The 19,285-nt window shown below is 32.9% G+C and carries 17 protein-coding genes and 2 pseudogenes; 5 read left to right on the forward strand and 14 right to left on the reverse strand.

What is annotated here, in order from left to right:
* Window positions 1–76 precede the first annotated feature (76 nt).
* Complete coding sequence (locus DET63_RS17710) at window positions 77–391, reverse strand: fucose 4-O-acetylase (protein ID WP_113937343.1); 315 nt, start codon at window positions 389–391, stop codon at window positions 77–79.
* Between the two features lie 274 nt (window positions 392–665).
* Entirely contained in the window at window positions 666–1,847 is a 1,182-nt protein-coding gene (locus tag DET63_RS17715) for a DUF7018 domain-containing (lipo)protein (RefSeq protein ID WP_113937344.1), read from the reverse strand.
* 836 nt (window positions 1,848–2,683) lie between these two features.
* Between DET63_RS17715 and DET63_RS17720 the strand changes: the two genes are divergently transcribed.
* Window positions 2,684–3,172 carry a hypothetical protein gene (locus DET63_RS17720; RefSeq protein ID WP_113937345.1) on the forward strand — a complete coding sequence of 163 codons (489 nt, stop codon included), beginning with the start codon at window positions 2,684–2,686 and terminating at the stop codon, window positions 3,170–3,172.
* Between the two features lie 886 nt (window positions 3,173–4,058).
* Here the strand turns inward: DET63_RS17720 and aiiA are convergent.
* Together aiiA and DET63_RS17730 are read right to left on the reverse strand one after the other, a co-directional pair.
* Window positions 4,059–4,811 carry a quorum-quenching N-acyl homoserine lactonase AiiA gene (aiiA, locus tag DET63_RS17725; RefSeq protein ID WP_113937346.1) on the reverse strand — a complete coding sequence of 251 codons (753 nt, stop codon included), beginning with the start codon at window positions 4,809–4,811 and terminating at the stop codon, window positions 4,059–4,061.
* Window positions 4,812–5,196: 385 nt separating this feature from the next.
* Complete coding sequence (locus DET63_RS17730) at window positions 5,197–6,471, reverse strand: alpha/beta hydrolase (protein ID WP_113937347.1); 1,275 nt, start codon at window positions 6,469–6,471, stop codon at window positions 5,197–5,199.
* A gap of 258 nt (window positions 6,472–6,729) precedes the next feature.
* On the opposite strand from DET63_RS17730, the gene DET63_RS17735 reads away from it, so the two are divergent.
* The gene (locus DET63_RS17735; RefSeq protein ID WP_000798525.1) at window positions 6,730–7,179 is read left to right on the forward strand and encodes a MarR family winged helix-turn-helix transcriptional regulator; all 450 of its coding nucleotides are present in this window, start codon (window positions 6,730–6,732) and stop codon (window positions 7,177–7,179) included.
* Window positions 7,180–7,347: 168 nt separating this feature from the next.
* On the opposite strand, the gene asnB is transcribed toward DET63_RS17735, so the two are convergent.
* Window positions 7,348–9,174, reverse strand: coding sequence for an asparagine synthase (glutamine-hydrolyzing) (gene asnB, locus DET63_RS17740; RefSeq protein ID WP_113937348.1), 1,827 nt, complete (start codon window positions 9,172–9,174; stop codon window positions 7,348–7,350).
* 400 nt (window positions 9,175–9,574) lie between these two features.
* Between asnB and DET63_RS17745 the strand changes: the two genes are divergently transcribed.
* Together DET63_RS17745 and DET63_RS17750 are read left to right on the forward strand one after the other, a co-directional pair.
* A complete protein-coding gene (locus DET63_RS17745; RefSeq protein ID WP_113937349.1) occupies window positions 9,575–10,144 on the forward strand; it encodes a TetR/AcrR family transcriptional regulator in 570 nt (189 codons plus the stop codon).
* A 55-nt stretch (window positions 10,145–10,199) separates the two neighbouring features.
* Window positions 10,200–10,427 (forward strand): annotated as a pseudogene (locus DET63_RS17750) (IS4 family transposase); the annotation flags it as partial.
* A 538-nt stretch (window positions 10,428–10,965) separates the two neighbouring features.
* Here DET63_RS17750 and DET63_RS17760 read toward each other — a convergent pair.
* The 4 genes from DET63_RS17760 to DET63_RS17775 all read right to left on the reverse strand — a co-directional run bounded on the left by DET63_RS17760 (window position 10,966) and on the right by DET63_RS17775 (window position 13,772).
* The gene (locus tag DET63_RS17760; protein ID WP_113937350.1) at window positions 10,966–11,493 is read right to left on the reverse strand and encodes a nuclear transport factor 2 family protein; all 528 of its coding nucleotides are present in this window, start codon (window positions 11,491–11,493) and stop codon (window positions 10,966–10,968) included.
* Between the two features lie 154 nt (window positions 11,494–11,647).
* Entirely contained in the window at window positions 11,648–12,040 is a 393-nt protein-coding gene (locus DET63_RS17765; protein WP_085313303.1) for a nuclear transport factor 2 family protein, read from the reverse strand.
* A 4-nt stretch (window positions 12,041–12,044) separates the two neighbouring features.
* A complete protein-coding gene (locus DET63_RS17770; RefSeq protein WP_113937351.1) occupies window positions 12,045–12,866 on the reverse strand; it encodes an MBL fold metallo-hydrolase in 822 nt (273 codons plus the stop codon).
* A gap of 285 nt (window positions 12,867–13,151) precedes the next feature.
* The gene (locus tag DET63_RS17775) at window positions 13,152–13,772 is read right to left on the reverse strand and encodes a DsbA family protein (RefSeq protein WP_113937352.1); all 621 of its coding nucleotides are present in this window, start codon (window positions 13,770–13,772) and stop codon (window positions 13,152–13,154) included.
* 1,200 nt (window positions 13,773–14,972) lie between these two features.
* Between DET63_RS17775 and DET63_RS17780 the strand changes: the two genes are divergently transcribed.
* Window positions 14,973–15,377 carry a DUF3221 domain-containing protein gene (locus tag DET63_RS17780; protein ID WP_113937353.1) on the forward strand — a complete coding sequence of 135 codons (405 nt, stop codon included), beginning with the start codon at window positions 14,973–14,975 and terminating at the stop codon, window positions 15,375–15,377.
* Between the two features lie 83 nt (window positions 15,378–15,460).
* Here the strand turns inward: DET63_RS17780 and DET63_RS17785 are convergent.
* The 5 genes and pseudogenes from DET63_RS17785 to DET63_RS17805 all read right to left on the reverse strand — a co-directional run.
* Window positions 15,461–15,855, reverse strand: a pseudogene (locus DET63_RS17785) (IS3 family transposase); the annotation flags it as partial.
* A 211-nt stretch (window positions 15,856–16,066) separates the two neighbouring features.
* Window positions 16,067–16,345 carry a hypothetical protein gene (locus tag DET63_RS17790; RefSeq protein WP_235661800.1) on the reverse strand — a complete coding sequence of 93 codons (279 nt, stop codon included), beginning with the start codon at window positions 16,343–16,345 and terminating at the stop codon, window positions 16,067–16,069.
* Window positions 16,346–16,641: 296 nt separating this feature from the next.
* Complete coding sequence (locus DET63_RS17795; RefSeq protein WP_113937354.1) at window positions 16,642–18,324, reverse strand: DUF2075 domain-containing protein; 1,683 nt, start codon at window positions 18,322–18,324, stop codon at window positions 16,642–16,644.
* Window positions 18,325–18,469: 145 nt separating this feature from the next.
* Window positions 18,470–18,799, reverse strand: coding sequence for a nucleotide pyrophosphohydrolase (locus DET63_RS17800; protein WP_113937355.1), 330 nt, complete (start codon window positions 18,797–18,799; stop codon window positions 18,470–18,472).
* A 68-nt stretch (window positions 18,800–18,867) separates the two neighbouring features.
* A complete protein-coding gene (locus DET63_RS17805) occupies window positions 18,868–19,230 on the reverse strand; it encodes a hypothetical protein (protein ID WP_016096864.1) in 363 nt (120 codons plus the stop codon).
* Window positions 19,231–19,285: the final 55 nt, after the last annotated feature.

Genomic DNA, 19,285 nt, shown 5'->3' on the forward strand with positions numbered 1-19,285 from the left:
AAAGCACCTTAGGGTGTCTTTTCTTTATGCGTAAGAACCTCGCCATCTTATGGAAATGACGAGGTTCTTACCTATATTATTTAATATCTTGTTCCAGATTTTTATCAAGATTAGAATTACTATCATTATGGTAGCGTTGGTAGTTCTCTTCATGTAGCCTTTGTTGTTCTTGTTCAACTTTATTATCATGATCAATCACCTTAATAACAAAAAATAATATTACGATTACAAACACAACAAATGGGATGAGAGCAGTTTTAGAAAGCTCCTTTAAATCCTCTTTTGCTTGTCGCTTTTCTTCTCCTGTTGAAAAGAGATAAGCAAATAAAGCTATTATAAATGCGAAAAAACCTAAGAGTATTTCTACAACTGCAAAAATAGCATCTAACATTACTTATGTATCCCCCTAATATAACATATATGTATTACTAATTAGCCAATAATTACCTTAAACATTATATCAGCAAGAGTACACAGAAGTATAATAAATTATTTGTATAGTTTGTTTTATTAATTAATATACTTTACTATAAAATAATTCAAGTCGCCCGAAGACCCCTTAAGTTTTTTTCTTTTTTGTGAAAAGATAAGATCCTAGCTCCGATCTTACCTTTTTTTATTTGTTAATTTGCAATAGGGCTACCGCCATACACCCATTCTCATGATTAGTTCGTTTTACTTTTAATACTCTCAGTTGCTTTTTTAAATAGTTTCATTGCCTGTTCTGCTTTATTATTTGCCTGTTCCAACTTACTATCATTTTGTTCTTCTAATGCTTCTGAAAGTAATCGCAGAGCATCCCAGTAATTATCCATTGCCTGTTTTATCTTTTCTTGTTCAACTTCTAACTCTTTAGGTGCCTCAAGGTATTTCATGTCTCTTACGTGTGTTTTTGCCATATCCAAACTCAGTTGGATTTCACTTTTCTTTGACTCATAATCCTTTACATCTGAATGTCCTATATCTTGTATCAGTCTGATAACTTCATCCATCTTATTTGTATTTCCTATGATGGCTGCTTTGTATTTATCAACTTCTGAACCACTAACTTTTTCATTTAAATCATCCTCACGATGACCCTCTTTCGCATGTTTCTGGTTCTCTTCCTTTACCTCTTGCTCTATATCAGGGTATTTCTCGTTTATCCCCTTAAATACTGTCTCCCATTTAGAAACACCATCATCTATCCCAAACATACCGGTTTGTATGATTTCTTTTGCTTTATCCTTATTATATTCACTATCATACTTACGGTCATCATACTGTCTAACTGCATCTTCTACTTTTATTAGGTGTTTTCTAATCTCTTCTACCCCTTCTTGTATTAAGAATTGGTAGTCTTCATACTTTGTAGGTGGCTTGATTTTTTCAAAACGGTTTATATCCAAACTAATGTGACTAATTAAAGAATCTATCTCACCTATGTAGACACTCTTTTCTGTAAATAATTCATCAGTTTTCTTTTCTAGTTTTTTCAAATGATACTGGAATTCTAAGTGCAGTTCAGTCAAACGATAAGGGTAATCATTTTCAGATACCTTTACCTTCTTTTCAACTTCCGTGTCTAATACATTTGATTTACTTTCTTTACTACTTGATTCCTCTTCCTTACTTCCCTTTTCATACTCAATTCTAGACAATGCGTTTCTTAGTTGGTTTTCAATGTGCTCATCACTATAGTGCAATTTCTTTAGGTCAGATACCATTTTATCTGCATCATAATACTTATCTACTTTTCTATACTCTGACTGTGTAAGTCCATATGTATTTAATGTACAACCTACTAGCATGAAACTAACACTTAACCCTGCTATTGCGATACCCTTAAATGATTTATTAATACTCATTTTAAACTTATCCCCTTTTTCTTTTAGTAATTCTTTTCTTCAACAATAGACAGGCCTTCATGAGTTTTTACATTGTCTGCTGCGTCAGTTTAGCTTTCCTAACTTATTGTTTCAGTCTTAACTTGAATTTCTTCCTTATAATTACAAAAAGGATATACCTAAACATATAACTGCTAGTAAGATATATCCTTATATTATTTTATAATGATAATAATTAATGAGTCAAAGTGATTTTGCGAAAATTATACAAAACAGGCATAATTTATTAGTTACTTGTCAAGTTATGCTTGGTACCACAATAAGATACTAGAGAATTTCTCATTGTAGTACCCTCTACTATCTTTACAGGAGTAGCAACATGTCTTCATCAACCTAAGAAAGCAAATAACCAAACATAATTTTGTGCTAACTTGTGACAAAAAACCTCATTTTTTCGTTTCGGGGAAATTCTGAATTCTTAAATTGATGTGCATGGGTTACCGCCACATCGCTATCAACCTAACAAAACAAAATACACCCTAAAATAAATTAGAACTATTTGTTCAAGAGATTCAAAGTTACTCGTACTTATCTCCCAATTAATTGTGCATTCTAACCTTTTCATCTACTAAGTTTTCTTACTAAGAAATGGAATCTAAAAAAGAAATAGAAATGAGCCTTTTTTATTATTTTGTTCATTTTTTTCGTTTTAGGAGAGATTTTGTTTTTTAGCTTGATAACAATGTGGAGATATCCTAGGTTTAAAAATCCCTTTAGTTACTACATACTAGCAACAACCTTTTGAAATTCAGGTTACTCCGATGTATAATTATCAAAAAATCTAAGGAGTTATATATATGGCTAATATAAAAATAATAGCTGAGGTTCTGAGTATAGGGTTACAAATTGGTTTATTTTCAAAAACTGAAATAATTGATTGGGCTGATCAGACAATTGAAGCATTAGATAGCCCTTCTATTGAAATTATAGAAGTTTCTCTATCTAGTAATGATAAGTTGGTTGACATCGTACCGAAATTAAAAAACGTAAAAGGAACGTATGATAAAAAATTACCAGTAAAAATAATACTGGGGCTGTTATGGGATAAATTTATCCTAAATGAAGAAAATGTATTGAAAATAAAACCATTTATATCTAATTTGATACATAATAATTGCTGTGAGGGATTCAGTTATGTAGATGAACAGCTATATAATTTTAATGAGGAAATTAATTTAGCCGCAGATAATATATATGGGAATCTAGAGGATATTAGTCAAGAATTAAAAAGCTTTCTATTTCCTTATAAAGACTTTAGTAATTACTTCAGTTTTTGGGAAACTTGAAAAATATTAAATTGATGGTAATAGATTATTCGGAAATGTATTCCTATAAAATAGTAGTTTTATTATTACAGCTATCCTACAAAGTGGTTTATCTGTTCATGAAAAAGAAGAATTCATTACATATAATACCGAAATTTATTTTCCTGCTTTAAACCTCACTCCTATAGAATAGCTAGTACAAATAGTTGAACTCTTAAAAAGAGCTTAAAAAAATAAATAGTAAGACCAATTTTCAACCACCCTTTACAGGTGATCTTTTACTTTTTCTACTTCACATATACAAAGGCTTCATTTGTCGTAATATAGTATATTCCCCCCTTTTCATTCATGATTCTTTACTTTTTTTCTCCCTCTTGCCAATGAATATGGTATATAATTGAGCACCTTCCAAAACTGTTTTTCTTCCACATTAAGATAAAAATTCACTATCAACTAAAGTTTCTATTTCTTCACCGTTTCCCCAATACATAACTGGATTAGGTCTACTGGAGGCTAAAGAGGCTAGAAAAGCAGCAAAGCTAGCGTAAGGTGCTAAATTCCCTCAAAGCATCTCAAAAGCTGAACAATTATTTAATATTCCTATACTCTCCATCTAATATTTGCAAATAACCCATGAGATAATCTCCTTATATACTACATATGAAGTTTATCACTTAATATTTATTGAAGAAAAAACGATGCATACAATAATCAAATCTAATTAACATATCATTTGATTATCGGTAGCAAGATCAAAGAGACTCCCTACTCTTAGAAAGGAACCTCCAATTCATATTATTACCCCATGCCCATCAACTTACGAATTTTATAACACCTCAAAACAAAAAGTCATGAGCTAACTTTCGGGGGTCACCTCAAACGAGCCTATGACTTTTTATATGCTATATCACAAATAATCTGGGAACACTTTACAGCCCTTTTCTTGCTCCATATCATGTCCAAAGAAAATAATCGGATTTTCTTTCTTAACAACATCTTTTAAACGTTTTATTGAAGATAAAGCTAAATCCGAATCAAATCCAGCAAACGGTACTTCATCTTCAAAGTTTTCTTTCGTATATGATGCATCAATAGTTAGCAACACTGGACCTGATTTTTCCGTCTCAATTAATAATGACTGATGCCCTGGCGTATGTCCCGGTGTATATATTAATTGCACACCTGGCACTACTTCATAATCCCCTTCAATGATTTTATAGTTTAAATTCGGCAATATACATTCTTTCAAATATTCCTCTCTGTGGAGTGCTACCTCATATTCAGCACGCTGCACAATAATTGGTGTATTTGTAAAAACGCCATTTCCTCCTGCATGATCAAAATGCAAGTGAGAACTAATGATATAAAGAAGATCTTCTGGCTCATATCCGGCACGCTTTAAAATATTTATGATCCTATCGTTCTCATTCATTTTAGGTAAAACTTGTCCTTCAACAAATGTACCTTTAAAAAGATTCTCATTATTAAGAGCACTTTCTGGCATACCTGTATCTACTAAAATAAGTCCCTCTTCTGTGTCCAAAAGATAACACCAAACAGGTAAGTTTAGTAGTTTACCCGGTGTAAGTGTACTATTAACTGAAGAATGATCCAACATACAACGACCTGCTGGGAGGAAATAAAGCTTCTTTACTGTCATTATGTATCCACCTTTACAAATAATTTAGGATAAAACATTACAATATAATATTTCGCTTATTAGAAATAAACTCCTTCTCACCTTTCATTATTTCAACCATTATTTTTTCAATTGTTCACAACTTTTCATTACAAATTCAGTGATACTGGAAAGCCTATGCAGGAATTCAATCCGCCTTTAGGAATAGGATAAAATTATAAATCCCTTAACATTTCCTGTAACTTTCCTCCGTATTTTTCAGCAATTCGAAGTCTTCCGCACTTTGAATATCCTCATCAATGTCCATAATTATGAGGAGTCTAAAAATTTGAAGAAAACAACAAAAATAGTGTAAAAAAGCTACATACTATTTTTGTTGTTTTCTTTTTTAATCAGTATAAATTTGTTAATTATTACAAGCGTTTAATTTATTACACTTTTTGCGTGCTTTAATTTCCTCCGGTTGAGTACCAAGCCAATAAGTTGGAAAAGCTGTCCCTTCAGTAACACCCCCATCACGATGCATGTAATAACGCTCATCATGGTTAGCTTTAAAGTTTCCTTCAAGTGCAAGTTCCACCCACTCTGCACCAAAACGAAAAATTTCTGCAGCTACTCCACCAAGCGGGTGAAATTCATTCTCATAGACGCGTATCTCCTTTGGTGCTTCTACAAACTCATAAAGACTTAATGCTTCTTCCAAACGGGTAAGTTCATCAAATTCTCCTATTCCCATGAAGACTGGACAAGTAATCTTTGGCGCCAATTTCCACAGGTTCATCTGTCTACTCAACTCGTTTTCAAAAGCAACTTCATCAGTGTAACCAGACATGTACATAAAATTGGCTTTGAAACTCGGCTGAGCTCTGTTAAAGATGGTATCAAATTCACCATATACACCTTCAAAAGTGGCTATAGCGTTTATACGATTATCACTCGCAGCAGCGCGCATCCCCCAATACCCACTCATACTGATACCAAAAAATCCAATCCGATTTGAATCAACCTCAGGTCGTTTGGATAGAAAATCGATATAACAACTAACGGCGCGTTCGTAATTAGTCAAATCAACTTTTAGACCTCCTGATACAGATTCACCTTGACCTGGTCCTTCAATTGATAGAGCTACGATACCACGAGACGTATAATAGCGTTGCGCAATCTGTATATAGTCTTCCTTAATCATATCCATACCTGGGCCTAATATTACTGCTGGTGCATTACGAATTTCACCTGAAGGTAAATGAAGTAGTGCATATATCTGTTTGCCTTCAAATTCTAATACTATACGTTGTACCGTTCCCCCTCCAAGTGACGAAATAGCTGCCACACATTCGTTACAACGCTCTCGAAACGCTAACTTTCGTGGATCATCATTAAAATATGAATATTGTGCACGTCCCCACATAACAGCAGCTCGCTGATACAAATCACGGGCAGTAACTGTAAATCCTTTTTGTTCATAATGTTTTGCACGTTCTTGAGCCTGAGAAGCAACCGTCGCCCATGCTTTTGGTATCATTGCTCCACTCTTTACTTGAGAAAAAACTTTATCAAAATCAGTGTGGTCGTGTCCTAACTGTTCCATAGTTGCCTTTGCTTCAGGATGCAAAGCATCAAACCCACCAAGTGCAAGGGCTATATCTAAAGCCCATCCTTGAGATTGTGAACGTTGAGTCATAATAATCATCCTTTACGTTTTTTAATTAAGTACTTAACAATTAAGTACTTAATTAAAATAATGAAGTATAATATATACTTTTGTCAAGACTACAAACCAAGTCGTCTTATTATTTTATTGATGATTTAAGGTGAGCATATATAATATTGCTTGGAAAATGAATAGCCAGTCTCTACTTAATTTGACTCTACTCTTTTTCATATGTTAATGTTAACACCATATAATTAAGTACTTAGTTAACGGGAAAATGGTGATGTTATGAAAAATTCTTCAAATAAGTTAACTGCGATAGACGAACTTAGTCAGGCTATATATAGTCTGACTGCAGCCGATGGACGTTTAAGAGGGCGAGCTACTCGTACATTAGGGGCAGTTTCAATGGTCCATGCTCGAACCCTTAAAGTATTAGCTGAAGAAGGCGAATTGTCAGTCAAAGAATTAGCTGATCGAGCAGAAACTACCGCCGCTGGTATTACTCAATTAATCAATGGATTACAACAGGCTGGTTACGTTGAGCGTGTTCGTTCAAATAACGACCGGAGAGTTGTCAATGTCCAACTTACGCCTAGTGGTTTAAACTGTCACTTAGAAAGAGAGAAAAAACTAAAACATATTCTTAATGCGAACCTTTCAGATTTTGATCCAGAGCAAATCGAGAAATCCTCTGAAATAATTAGATGTCTAGTTCATGTTCTTGACCAACTATAATAGTATTGAGTTTTTAGAACTAACACATCGCTATTATGCTAAAAGAACTAGTTACCCCAAAATAATAAAACCGCACCTCCAAGTATTAGATAACTATCTAATACATTTGAGGTGCGGTTCACTTAGGTCATTGATGTTTCAGCTATTCTCTTTATTTGAAAATTACATCTACCATACTAATTTAATATTATATTCCTGAAGCCAACTATTAACTTGAAGTAAATAATCTATTATACCTCGTGCATCATTACCTGAAATTACTTCGTCTTTTCCTTCTGCAATAGCACGAACTCTTTCTACATTTATTAATGGTAAAATAGGTGATTGAGGATTGTTCAACACATGTAACATCCAATCACTAATACCTTGTAGATAAGAAGCATCCTTTGTGCTTGGATATGCACTTTTTTTGCGATAAAGTACATCCTCTGGAAGTACATTTTCAAAAGCTCGACGTAAAATACCTTTTTCAATATTGTCTATGCTTTTCATTTCGAATGGAACATTCCATAAGTATTCTACAAGCCGGTAATCGCAAAATGGAACTCGTACTTCAAAGCCATTCATCATACTTGTACGATCTTTTCGTTCTAGCATAAATGGCAAGAAACGTGTAATAAACATGTAAGACATTTGACGTTGCTTCATTTGCAGATCACTTTCACCTTCTAAAAAAGGAACCTCAGCAACCGCATCTTCAAATTTTTGTTTTTGATATTTTTCAGGGCTAATCTTTTCTTTAAAATCCTCTGATAAAATTTCTGTACTATACCATAAATTAACACTCCAAGGGAATATCTCTGCATCTAAAAACTTCTCTTGATGGAACCATGGATATCCTGAGAACACTTCATCTGCGGATTCGCCTGAAAGTGCAACTGTTGCGTCTTTTTTCATTTCCTTAAATAGCAAATAAAGAGACGTTTCTAGTTCCCCAACTCCCGGTAGATCACGCGCTCGCATTGGAATTAATAAATGCTCTATTAAACTATCTGATCCCAACTCTATAGAGTGATGCTTTGTTCCTACATATTCAGCCACACGTTTCACCCAAGGTTCATCACGATCAAAACGAAGGAAGTCTTGCTCAAAGTCTTTTTCATCATTGATGAAATTCAGGGAATATGTATGAAGGTGTTCCCCTTTATTCCCAAATTCGTTTCCTGCTAAACCTGTTAGACCACTTGAATCTAAACCTCCGGAAAGCATAGATACCACTGGCCTATCAGCAATTAACTGACGTTTAACCGTATCTTGTAAAATGGAGCGGATTGTCTCCACTGTCATATCAATATCATCTATATGTTTTTTACTTTCAAGTTTCCAATACTGTGTCGTATTTGAACCATTAGAGGTAAACGTCATATAATGACCCGCACGTACTTCATGTATATCCTTAAAAATCGCATGACCAGGAGTACGTGTTGGTCCAAGACAAAATACCTCAGAAAGTCCTTCTTTATCTACTTCTGCATTTACAAGCGGATGCGAAAGCAAAACTTTTAACTCTGAACCAAAGAGAATTGCGCTTCCTCTTTGAGCGAAAAATAAAGGCTTCACACCTAGATGATCACGACCAAGCATCAATTTCCCAAATCTTTCATCCCAAATACCAAAAGCAAAAATCCCATTTAAGTGTTGAACACAATCTTCTTGCCATTCTAAATAAGCATGTAGTAATACCTCTGTATCAGACTTTGTCTGAAATTCATGACCTTTCCCCTCAAGTTCTTTACGTAATTCTTGATAGTTATAAATTTCTCCATTGAACGTAAGGCCAATCGTATCATTTCCATCTTTATACAGCATAGGTTGAAGGCCACCTTCAGGATCAATGACGATGAGACGTCGATGACCTAATGCTGCTCGTTTTGAAAGCCAATGCCCCTCTGCATCAGGCCCTCGGTGAGTGATAGCATCTGTCATTTTTTTTAACGTTTCTTGTTCATGAGACAGGTCTTTAGACCAGTCTATCCACCCTGCAATTCCACACATAGTGTCTACCTTCTCTCAAATAGTATAGAAACCGACTAAAATTAAATATCAGTCGGTTTTCCGTAAAAAATCCGACTAAAAACATCTTTTAGTCATGTTTATATAATAAAACGAATTGAATAAAAAATCAAATAATTCAATCAAGAAAGAAATCACTGTCCCCTTTCACTTGAATTCTCATCGTCCGATTAAAAAGTTATTACCTTAAACTTTCATTTTTATCCTAAGTTATAAAGTTGCATTCTATTATAGTTATATACTAGAAATGAGAATGGTGTATGTTATTCTATAAGAAGCAAATAGAGGACTTTCTATTAGGAGTTAAAAAATTACAAATGGACTGATACAGAATGTAATGAAAGAAAACTTCGCTAAATATTTCAAGGATAGGGTGTAGACAATGATCAAATTAGAAAAAGAAAATAAAAAAATGAAAATCATTCAATCTGCCACAATACTGTTCTCTACGGGTGGTGTCCGTAACACAACGGTCGATGAAATTGCAAAGAAAGCTAAAGTTGGTAAAGGTACTATTTATTATTACTATACAGATAAAACTGAAATATTATGTGACTGCTATATGCGTCATATTCAGCTTATACGTTCACAATTATTTGATTTATATAAAGAGGAAAAAGATGTTTTACTTCGAATACAAAAAATCCTTCATTATATCAGCCTAGAATATCATCAAGATCCGTTTGTTTCTACACTCTTTCAAGAATATAAAGAGTACCATTCACCTGAAATTACAGCTTGTTTTAAAAAGTCTGAAGAAGAAGCAATTAAAATGATAAGTAATTTGCTCGAAAGAGGTTATCAGCAAGGAGCTTTGCATAAGGTACCATTACCACTTACAGCTTTTATGTTAGTACGAATGATTTTTAACTACGAACAGGATTACATAAAAGATGATAAAAGTGATAAAGAATTTCTGCAGTTGCTAAAACATATGCTTCTTAAAAACTAGTTTTAACCACATACAAAAAAATTGCGGTACAAATATATGAAGAAGAACATGAATAATGGATGGTTTAATAAGCTCTTTTCAGTCTGGACAAACCTGCAAAATATCCAACGCTTATGTAGGAATGACTGATAAAAGAACAACAGCGATTACAAGATCAAACTGTAAGGGAAAAAAGAATGAAATAAAGTATTCTGCTCGTAGTTCAGTTTTAGCAATATTAATGAGAAATACCAATCATTTACTTGTGCTGATAGGAGAAGTAAATGATTGGTATTCTTTACGTTAGCCAATATGATTTTAATTTAACGAATTCCCCGAAAGAATTCTCCTTCCTCAAGCGTGTGAAGGGCGTAGCCCAACGGTAGGTGGGAGATGAATTTCGGTTTGGCATAGCCAAAAACTTTTGATAAACTAGCTATATGAAGTTCTTTGATAACTTGATATATGAGGTTGCAGGAAGAAAATAGAGTGCGAAAACCAAGCCATTCGGTTCCTGCGTAAAATATCAACCGTACCAAAAGAGCGTCCAAGCGTTGGACATCTAGGGGTGGAACACCCCGAAGTAACGCTCAGGGAGACGAAAGGGTACTTTCGTCGTGGAACTGAGAAGCTCCCACTTCAAGCTTTGCTAAGTGGCGAGTAGTTCACTAATCTAATAACAAACCTTTAATTTAAACAAATCTAGTTCAAGCAAAAAAAGATGTCCTAGTACCATATCTACTAGGACACCCCTTCATTTTAATCATATATACATAACTTCTCTAAATTTCTAAATTCTATACATCTCTATCAATTAAATAATAATTAGATATATCTCCTATCTAAAACATAGTATTATTATTAGCTGTTTCATTTGGAATCTCTTGAATTACATCCCAGTGTTCGACAATCTTACCATCCTTTATACGAAATATATCCACTATAGCAACTCCCTTATCTTGAGAATTAGTACGAGAATGTACATGAAGAGCAACTGTATCTCCTTCAGCTACTACACGTTTAATCTCTGCAGAAGAGTTAGAGTTTTTAACAAAATCCTCCTTAAAGAAATCCATGAAAGCTTTTCGTCCATCAGCCACAAAAGGATTATGTTGCTTATAATCTTCACTTACATATTTAGGTATAATATCGATATTATGTTTGTTAAAAACTTCATTATAGAAATCAACTACCATCTTTTTATTCTTTTCTTTTTCTGTCACATTATCTTTCGATACTGATGCAACATTCCCGCTCTTTATTGCGTTACCTTTGTTTTTACCTGTGGAAGCTTGAAATATCAAAGTCGACACAATTCCTAAAATAAACACAGAAATAATTATTATTATTAAATTTTTATCTAATTTCATATACATCTACCTCTTCTAATCATATAAGTTATATTCCATAACATACTTGAAGAAGGAGAAACCTTCCCCAAAATGTGATATAAGGGGTAATGTTAGCAAAATCCGTTTATCCTAACACTACTCCTTATACAAGGTATGTTAGAAACGATTAACTCTAACTCAATACCTCATTAACAGTTGCACTGTCCACAATTTGAATAAACTTTTTAACCTTATCATTCTCATCAAATTCGTAAAGATGACAAAAATCTGCTACAAATGATTTTCCTGTTGCTTTATATGTCCCACTATACTTTCCATAAACGATTACAGTTTTATCATTAAATGCATAGATTTCATCCTTTGCACTATAGTCATTCCATTCTGTCCCAAGACGTTCATGTACGTTTTTCACTACTTCATCTGGACCTATATAAGTCCCTGCATATGGAAATCCAGCGGCTTCTGTCCAAGATACATTCTCATTTAAATACGCTTTGAAAGCATCCATTTTCCCTTCACCAGTCAATACATACGTTTCATGTAATAGTTTTTGATATTTATTCATAGCATTAACCCCATGGCATTTCTTTTGTTACAACTTTTGCACTTAATTCTAATACACCTTTATTAGCATAGCCTGGATATGCTGTTTCAAGCTTTGCCACAAAATCTTTTGAAGTGTTACTTTCTTCAGAAGCTTGAATTGCAGTGCTTAGATAATCCATAGTTGCAATAATCGCTTGATTATCTAAGGATTTTTCGATTGATCCATGGCTTGGTACAATAATGTCAGCATTTAACGCTTGTAATACTTGCAAGTTCTCAATCCATGCCTCCATTGCTGCTTTTGAACTAGTATCTGCTAAGAACACATGGATTTCGTTAAATACATCAATACCACCAATTAATAGTTTTAACTCTTTATTAAATAAGCTAGTTCTGTAATTATCTAAGCCTACAAGTTCAAATGTTAAGCCTTGAAAGTCAATAGATTTACCCCTAAACACTTGAGGTAATACCACATTGCTTGGTGCATTTTCTCCAAGAGCGTCTTTCCAAACTTTTAATTTACCTAAGACAGAATGAACAATATGTTCAACAGTAGATTCTGTAGCATAAGCAATGGCCTCTGGGTATACTGCTTTAATGCCCTCTAAACCAAAATAGTAGTCAGGATCTCCATGGATAATAAAGATTTTCTCTAAAGATAAGTTATTTTTCTTGAGGTAATCAACAATTTCTTTCGAATCAGATTGGGTGAATTTTGAATTTATTAAGAATGCATGTCCTGCTTTCTCAACCAAGGTTGCAGTTACCATAAAACTTTTTTCATCCGAACTAAACACCGTTAATTTCACATCTTTTTGATTTGTATCGATTGTTTTAAACATAGTATGTTATTCTCCTTTTTGTTAAAGTTATTGAATAGAAAACACATTTTTATCTTGTCCCACCAGAATTCCTCCCTCCTCAATTTCCGTGAAGGTTTGATTGCACCAGCAAATAAGTGGGAGATGAATGTCGGGTTGGCGTAAGCTAATAAGTTTTAGTAAAATTAAAATTGGACCCTCGTCAAAAACAAATTGAAAATATAACTGATATCAGAAAGATTTAAGTCCATCTACTTCTATTCTTCTTTAAAACGTTAAATGTTATATACTTTAACTTAAAATTTTTTAATATAAATTTTTAAAACGCGCTTCAATTTTATCTGGGGTCATTACCCCGCCACCAATAGGGATAATTTGATTATCCTTTTGTAAAAGCAAAGAAGGATAACTATTAATACCAAGCTGTCGAACTTTATTGAAGTCGTTTTGGACATCTATTATTGTTTCTTGAGCGTTTAAACGTTCTAATACTTGTTCAGGATTCAAACCAAGCTCAATCGCAATCTTACGGTATGTTTCAGGATCACTTAGACTTTGTCCCTCATAATAAAACGCTTTTTGCATAGCCGAAGTGAATTCTAACAAACGGTCTGGCGCTAATGAGCGTAAAGCTGAAAAGCCCATTGCAGCATCTTCCGAATTCATTTTAAAAGTACCTTCTGCCACCAACTTTTGGTATGAAGGGCCAAATTCTGCACCTGTAAGTTGATTAATTCTTTTATTTCCCTCTTCTATATATGAGAAATTTTTCATTGGTAAATTATCTAAAAATAACCCTCCACATAAAACCGTTAACGGCACTTCAGTGTGTTTTTTGTAAAATCCTTTAATACTTTCTGAAAAGCCATAGCACCATCCACAATATGCGTCCCATACATATATAAGGTTTTCTTGTTTCGTTTCCATTTAAATCTCCTACCTTTATTTTTATTAACCAGTCCAGCTATCACTTAAAATGCTCAGCCAACTTTTTGGTTTGTAAAAGTACCTCTTTTTTAGTATCTTGTTCTTTTTTGAGCCACCTTACTATATTTTTCAAAACTAACCCTTCCAAAAAAGATCAGATAAGATCTTTAACAAAAGATAGTGCTGCACATTATTGCTTCAAAATAGAAGATACGAAAGTTCGGTATATACATTAGCCTTTATACGTTAGTAACTTTCTACATTGGGCGACAACATGCAGACGACCATTCTTAATTAAATATATACAACTAATTTTCACTTTAAATAGGTTTAAGTTGTAACTGGATTGATCACAACTTCATGTAACTATTTTAGTTACAACATAGATGGAAGTCAATTCTTTTTTAACAAAAATATTAAATCTCTACCCTAACGCTTTTATAATTCTAGTATTAACAGGTGGCTTTCTGTTCTTAAGTTTGTTAAAACCCTTAGTAATCCCCTCAAAATATATATACTATTATGTTGATAAAAAGCTATACGTTCCCCTAGCCCTGTATTTTCTTCAGGGTCTTTATTCATTATTTTTATTTTTTGATCGTGTGCAACTAATAATAAATTCAAAAAAGAAAAAACAATTTTAAATTTATTATTGTATTCTTAAAGTATTCCATAACAAACAAGATAGTTAACACCATAAATATAGTATTAACTATCTTGTTTGAATATTAGTAATAATAAGTCTAAATATTATCAATTCACTTTATATTACATATATGTAAAAATAATAACATGATAAGCTTTTTCAAATTTTATCCCTACTAAAGATTTGAAATTAGCATTTCATTACTCTCCTTACTGTTAATATGCCTGGAAAAAGAACCTATAGGGTTCTTTTTCTGTTCATTACATAGAATCCTATATTAATAAAGTAAAAAAAAGAGGGATCTCTCCCCTCTTCACCAATAAAATCAAACATATTTACAATTAAGGACGGGCATCCATTCATCAAGAGATGAAAAGAACAAAAATAGTTCACCTAGTGAATTATAACACATAATCATTCCTATTAATAGATAATATTAACATTTATGGTTTTTTTGTTACAAAATTGTTAAGCATCTTAATATTAAAAGGCTTTATAGGTATATATCTTGAAAGTTGATAGTGTAGTGATAAAATATAAGGAGGCTATATATTATGTTTACAAAAAAACAGACATTAGTAACAACCGTAACAGCTTTAACATTAGGATGTGGATTTACTTTCGGATTAACACCAGCCTTTGCTGATTCTAGTAAGGTGTCCGTAGGCACTACACCTATTCATTCTATTCAAAAACAAGAACAAGAACCTTTTACTGGATATGTCATTTCAGTAGATAACAATTATTTAGTCGTTGCTGCTACTTCTACAAAAGATGAAGCGCTCGCTTATCAACATGATTGGTGGGATCTAGTTTCTCAAAATAAGATTTTAAGAGTTCCAGTTTCCAATGGAGAAGACTACAAGTTAGGTGAAAAATTAAACGTATATGCAGTTGGTTGGACTGCATCATTACCACCAATTGCTGTTATGCCTACCATTGAAAAAGTATTTCAGTAGGTAAAGTTTCCGATAATAAAGCTACCCCATATAAAAGGAGTCATTTAACCTGTATCCTTTGTAAAGGGCATTTTGAAAAAAAGTTAGGCAACATCAAAAAGATGATTTCTGTATCCAACAGGAGTCATCTTTTTCAAATTCCATTGATATCTATAGTGATTATAGTACATTATATATTTCTTATCTCTTGATTCCACTCAACAAAGAACACGAAAGATTTTTTATGTGCTTCATCTTTCAGATGACCAAAAAATGATTCTTGTGGGACGTTATCCCCACAGTTTCCTCTTCTTGACATGGATTGTCCAAGATTTAGCTTTTTGACTAGCTTTTGATTGGTAGGACTTGTGTAGTGGGATCCTTGATCTGAATGAATATATGCACCTTCAGTCAATCGAATCCTCTGATTCCTTTTTAGTTTATGAAGGATTGTCGTTACGAGGCCTAATGTCATCTGTTCTAAAACATGGTAAGCCAACCGCTTAAATTTTATTTACCCTCCAAAAATAGTTTTATGAAAATCATCATTTCTAAGTTAATTTTCATAAGACTATCGTATTAGAGAATTATGTATGATAAAAAACTTGCGCATAGTATAAAAGACTTTGAAAAGCTAAGGGAGTTATATCATCATTTTTATATAGCAAATGGAAGCTTGTTCATTGTAGAATGTAGATTGATTTTTACTATTACAATTTGGTAGATTGTTCTTCAGCTAAGTCCCTAAGAAATTTAGCTCTTTTAAGACCTTTGTATTCGTCTAAAGTTATATCTCTAACAATTGACCACGAACCAAGCCACATTGTTTCTCTGATATAACCATTCGGGATTTTAATTTTGGAAGTATCGCAAGCATTTCTTCCACACATAACAAATAAAGCTTTATTATAATCATCTTTATAATCTCTATTGAATCTATGATCTTTCATATATTGTTCAAATCCGCAATTACTACATTTAATTTGCACCTTTCTCAGCCCCTTGTCTTTTGTTGTTCCACGTATCGTCCAATAGGTATGATTAATAACTTTGGAGGTGTTTGTCAGAAGAAAAGGATTTACATGGTTCGGCATTAGATCCAAGCTCACTAGGCCTAAATCACCACCTAGCCCCTCATTTATAAAGATTTCGTTTACAATTTACATTTGCAATAATAAAATTTAAGCAAAAAGGGACGCCCTAGGACATCCCCTTATTTTTACTCATCTTATACATAACTTATCTAAATTTCCAGCTCTTTTTTACTATCAAAGCTCTTTTTTATTTATTGACTTACTTTTACTATTTCCTTTAGATATCTCTGCATATTTTGATTTACTGCATAGACGTAACATCCATTTATCCCGCGAGATAATAATACGTAATAAATACGTTTAATATAGGATGTTAACTCTTCATTATTTAAATCCGTTCCCTTAATCGGAAGTCCGTTTCGATCCTTATACTCTTTTGGGTTGACGATGATCTTTGCTTTATTCAAATCATAGTCTCCATTTTCTTCACCTGTATAATTACAATCAATTTCAGCTCCTAAGATCGCACCAATATAATTTAAATCAGCACCTTGGGTAGTATGAATACATCCTATTTCCTCTACACTATTCTTAAAATTAATCCAGTCCTTTACCTTTGAGTTCCATACAAATGTATTACCTGTAACAGGATCTTTTATATCATATAGATTCTTATCCTTTTGTGTAGCCCATTTCCAAGAATAACCGGCGACTACGCGACATAATTCATGGTCTTTATTTAAAGATTTCATGGAATCATTTAATTCTGTAATAGAGTCCATTACTTTAAAGTCATAGCCCTGCAATAATCCTTCCTCATAAACACCAACATTATTTGCTATTTGTAGATATTTACGCAGCCATGCTAGATATTGGTCTCCAGATTTCAAACGAAATTGTTTATGTAAGGGATGCCTCTTATAATTCACTGTCAACCGTTGAAATACATCTGTATCTATATCTGCAGGTCGAATTGTTTGGTATGGATCATAAACCACAGTTAAGTGATATGCATATGTTTCTATTAACTCCAACTCAGTTGTATAACCATTATCAGTGACTAAATGTTTTAAATCACGTGCTTGTTTACCAAAATATTGTTTCAGACGATGCGCTTCGTCCACAAAAACATATTTATATTTTGTACCCCTACTTTTTGCCTGCTTAATAAATTGTGAAGGTGACAGTACTGTAATACTTTGTAGACCTAGTTTGTTCATTAAACTCTTATATAAATTTAATGAGTGAGTTTGCGGAACTACAAGTGCTATATCTTCATAATTCAAGCCCTCTCGTGCTTTACCAGTTTTATTGTCGTAAGCAAGCGCATATAAGATATTTGTTAATACAATTGTTTTACCGGTACCCGGGTCCCCTGTAATCAAATGTCGACTATTTGATGTGGTAAGCATCGTATTAAAAATGTCTTTACCAACCTCAATTTGATTAGCCGATAGCTCTTTAAATGGTGAATATTTATAAATAAATTTATTATGTATCTCACCTAAATTCTCACTAGCTACCCCTTCTTCAATTAACTGATTCCAAATTTCTTTAAACATAATCTGAACATTTTCAATCCCGTTATAAGAATGAATCTTTTGGCCCCTAACTTTATTCAGTAAGTTAAATTTATCATCTGCAGATAAATATTCAATTAGCAATGTTTCAATATGCTTAATCGAACTTTCATTAAATAATTCACTTTTTATTACAATAACTTCATTGAATGTTTTACTTTCATCACTTAAATGTGCAACGAAACGCTCATATATATCTGTGGACTTACCTACATATAAATTCTTCTTATCTCGTTGAATATAGACTACTGGTACACTATCAATTTCAAAGTCTCTCGTACAGCCTTGCTCAAACGCCTTTCGCTTCTTCTTAATTATTTCAAATGAAGATAATTTTGCTGCAAATGATATCATTTAAATAACTCCCCACTTTTTAAATTGAATAATATTTGAGTGTGTGGATTGTATACTCGCTGAATACAATCCACACATACAAATCACAATCCCAACCATCCTCTTTCACAAAAACATTTCAAAAAACTGTAAAACGATTATCGCTTTACAGTTCGTCATATTTTTTATTACTTCCAAATGCTTTTTCGACAGGATATTTCTCTGCATTCTTTAATAACTTAGCATGTACTGCCTCTTCTAAATCAATATTCAATTTATCACTTAACATAAGCAAATAAATCATTACATCAGCTATTTCTTCTTTCATTTCCTGCATTTTAGTTTCTGTTGCTTCTTCACTGGACTTCCATTGAAAAACCTCAAGTAACTCTGATGCCTCTAAATTCAATGAAATTGCCAGATCCTTTGCATTATGAAACTGACCCCAATTTCTCTCATCTCGAAATTTTATTACTGCCTTTTGTAAATCTTGCATCACTATTAATCTCCTCTCTTATTCATACTATCTTTTCAAAATAAAACGCATTATATATAGAATCTCAACTAATTCACCTTAATCCAGATATAATCGTCCTCATATTTAACATTTAATTTTAATCGGATTCCCTTCATATATGCATCTAATTGCTTTGATAGGTTCTCATCACCGATTTGATCATATCTATCTACCTCTAAATATAACTTAAAGATACTTCCTTTCGTTAATTCAAACTCCCATTTTAGAAAGTTATGTAACATACTTTCCTTACTCATGTATTCATTTGCTTCCATAAATTCTAATAGTTCATATAAATTATAATATACTAAGCTACTTGGCCTGAGATCTTGACATTTTGGACAATATTCTCTATATCTATCTTGCAATTGTATAATCATTTCTGTACCACATTGATTACAGTTATACATATAACAATCTCCTTCAATTCTCTTATATTCTTCATACTCTTGAAATTATAAATTA

The organism is Bacillus sp. DB-2 (genome assembly GCF_003315125.1).
GTDB lineage: Bacteria > Bacillota > Bacilli > Bacillales > Bacillaceae_G > Bacillus_A > Bacillus_A mycoides.

Excerpts from the sequence above, each read along its gene's own strand:
- DET63_RS17735 (WP_000798525.1), top strand. The coding sequence starts at position 6,730 with ATGAAAAATTCTTCAAATAAGTTAACTGCGATAGACGAACTTAGTCAG.
- DET63_RS17805 (WP_016096864.1), bottom strand. The coding sequence starts at position 19,230 with ATGTATAACTGTAATCAATGTGGTACAGAAATGATTATACAATTGCAA.
- DET63_RS17800 (WP_113937355.1), bottom strand. The coding sequence starts at position 18,799 with ATGCAAGATTTACAAAAGGCAGTAATAAAATTTCGAGATGAGAGAAAT.
- DET63_RS17795 (WP_113937354.1), bottom strand. The coding sequence starts at position 18,324 with ATGATATCATTTGCAGCAAAATTATCTTCATTTGAAATAATTAAGAAG.
- DET63_RS17715 (WP_113937344.1), bottom strand. The coding sequence starts at position 1,847 with ATGAGTATTAATAAATCATTTAAGGGTATCGCAATAGCAGGGTTAAGT.
- DET63_RS17770 (WP_113937351.1), bottom strand. The coding sequence starts at position 12,866 with ATGTTTAAAACAATCGATACAAATCAAAAAGATGTGAAATTAACGGTG.
- DET63_RS17710 (WP_113937343.1), bottom strand. The coding sequence starts at position 391 with ATGTTAGATGCTATTTTTGCAGTTGTAGAAATACTCTTAGGTTTTTTC.
- DET63_RS17780 (WP_113937353.1), top strand. The coding sequence starts at position 14,973 with ATGTTTACAAAAAAACAGACATTAGTAACAACCGTAACAGCTTTAACA.
- aiiA (WP_113937346.1), bottom strand. The coding sequence starts at position 4,811 with ATGACAGTAAAGAAGCTTTATTTCCTCCCAGCAGGTCGTTGTATGTTG.
- DET63_RS17720 (WP_113937345.1), top strand. The coding sequence starts at position 2,684 with ATGGCTAATATAAAAATAATAGCTGAGGTTCTGAGTATAGGGTTACAA.
- DET63_RS17730 (WP_113937347.1), bottom strand. The coding sequence starts at position 6,471 with ATGACTCAACGTTCACAATCTCAAGGATGGGCTTTAGATATAGCCCTT.
- DET63_RS17775 (WP_113937352.1), bottom strand. The coding sequence starts at position 13,772 with ATGGAAACGAAACAAGAAAACCTTATATATGTATGGGACGCATATTGT.
- DET63_RS17765 (WP_085313303.1), bottom strand. The coding sequence starts at position 12,040 with ATGAATAAATATCAAAAACTATTACATGAAACGTATGTATTGACTGGT.
- DET63_RS17760 (WP_113937350.1), bottom strand. The coding sequence starts at position 11,493 with ATGAAATTAGATAAAAATTTAATAATAATAATTATTTCTGTGTTTATT.
- DET63_RS17745 (WP_113937349.1), top strand. The coding sequence starts at position 9,575 with ATGATCAAATTAGAAAAAGAAAATAAAAAAATGAAAATCATTCAATCT.
- asnB (WP_113937348.1), bottom strand. The coding sequence starts at position 9,174 with ATGTGTGGAATTGCAGGGTGGATAGACTGGTCTAAAGACCTGTCTCAT.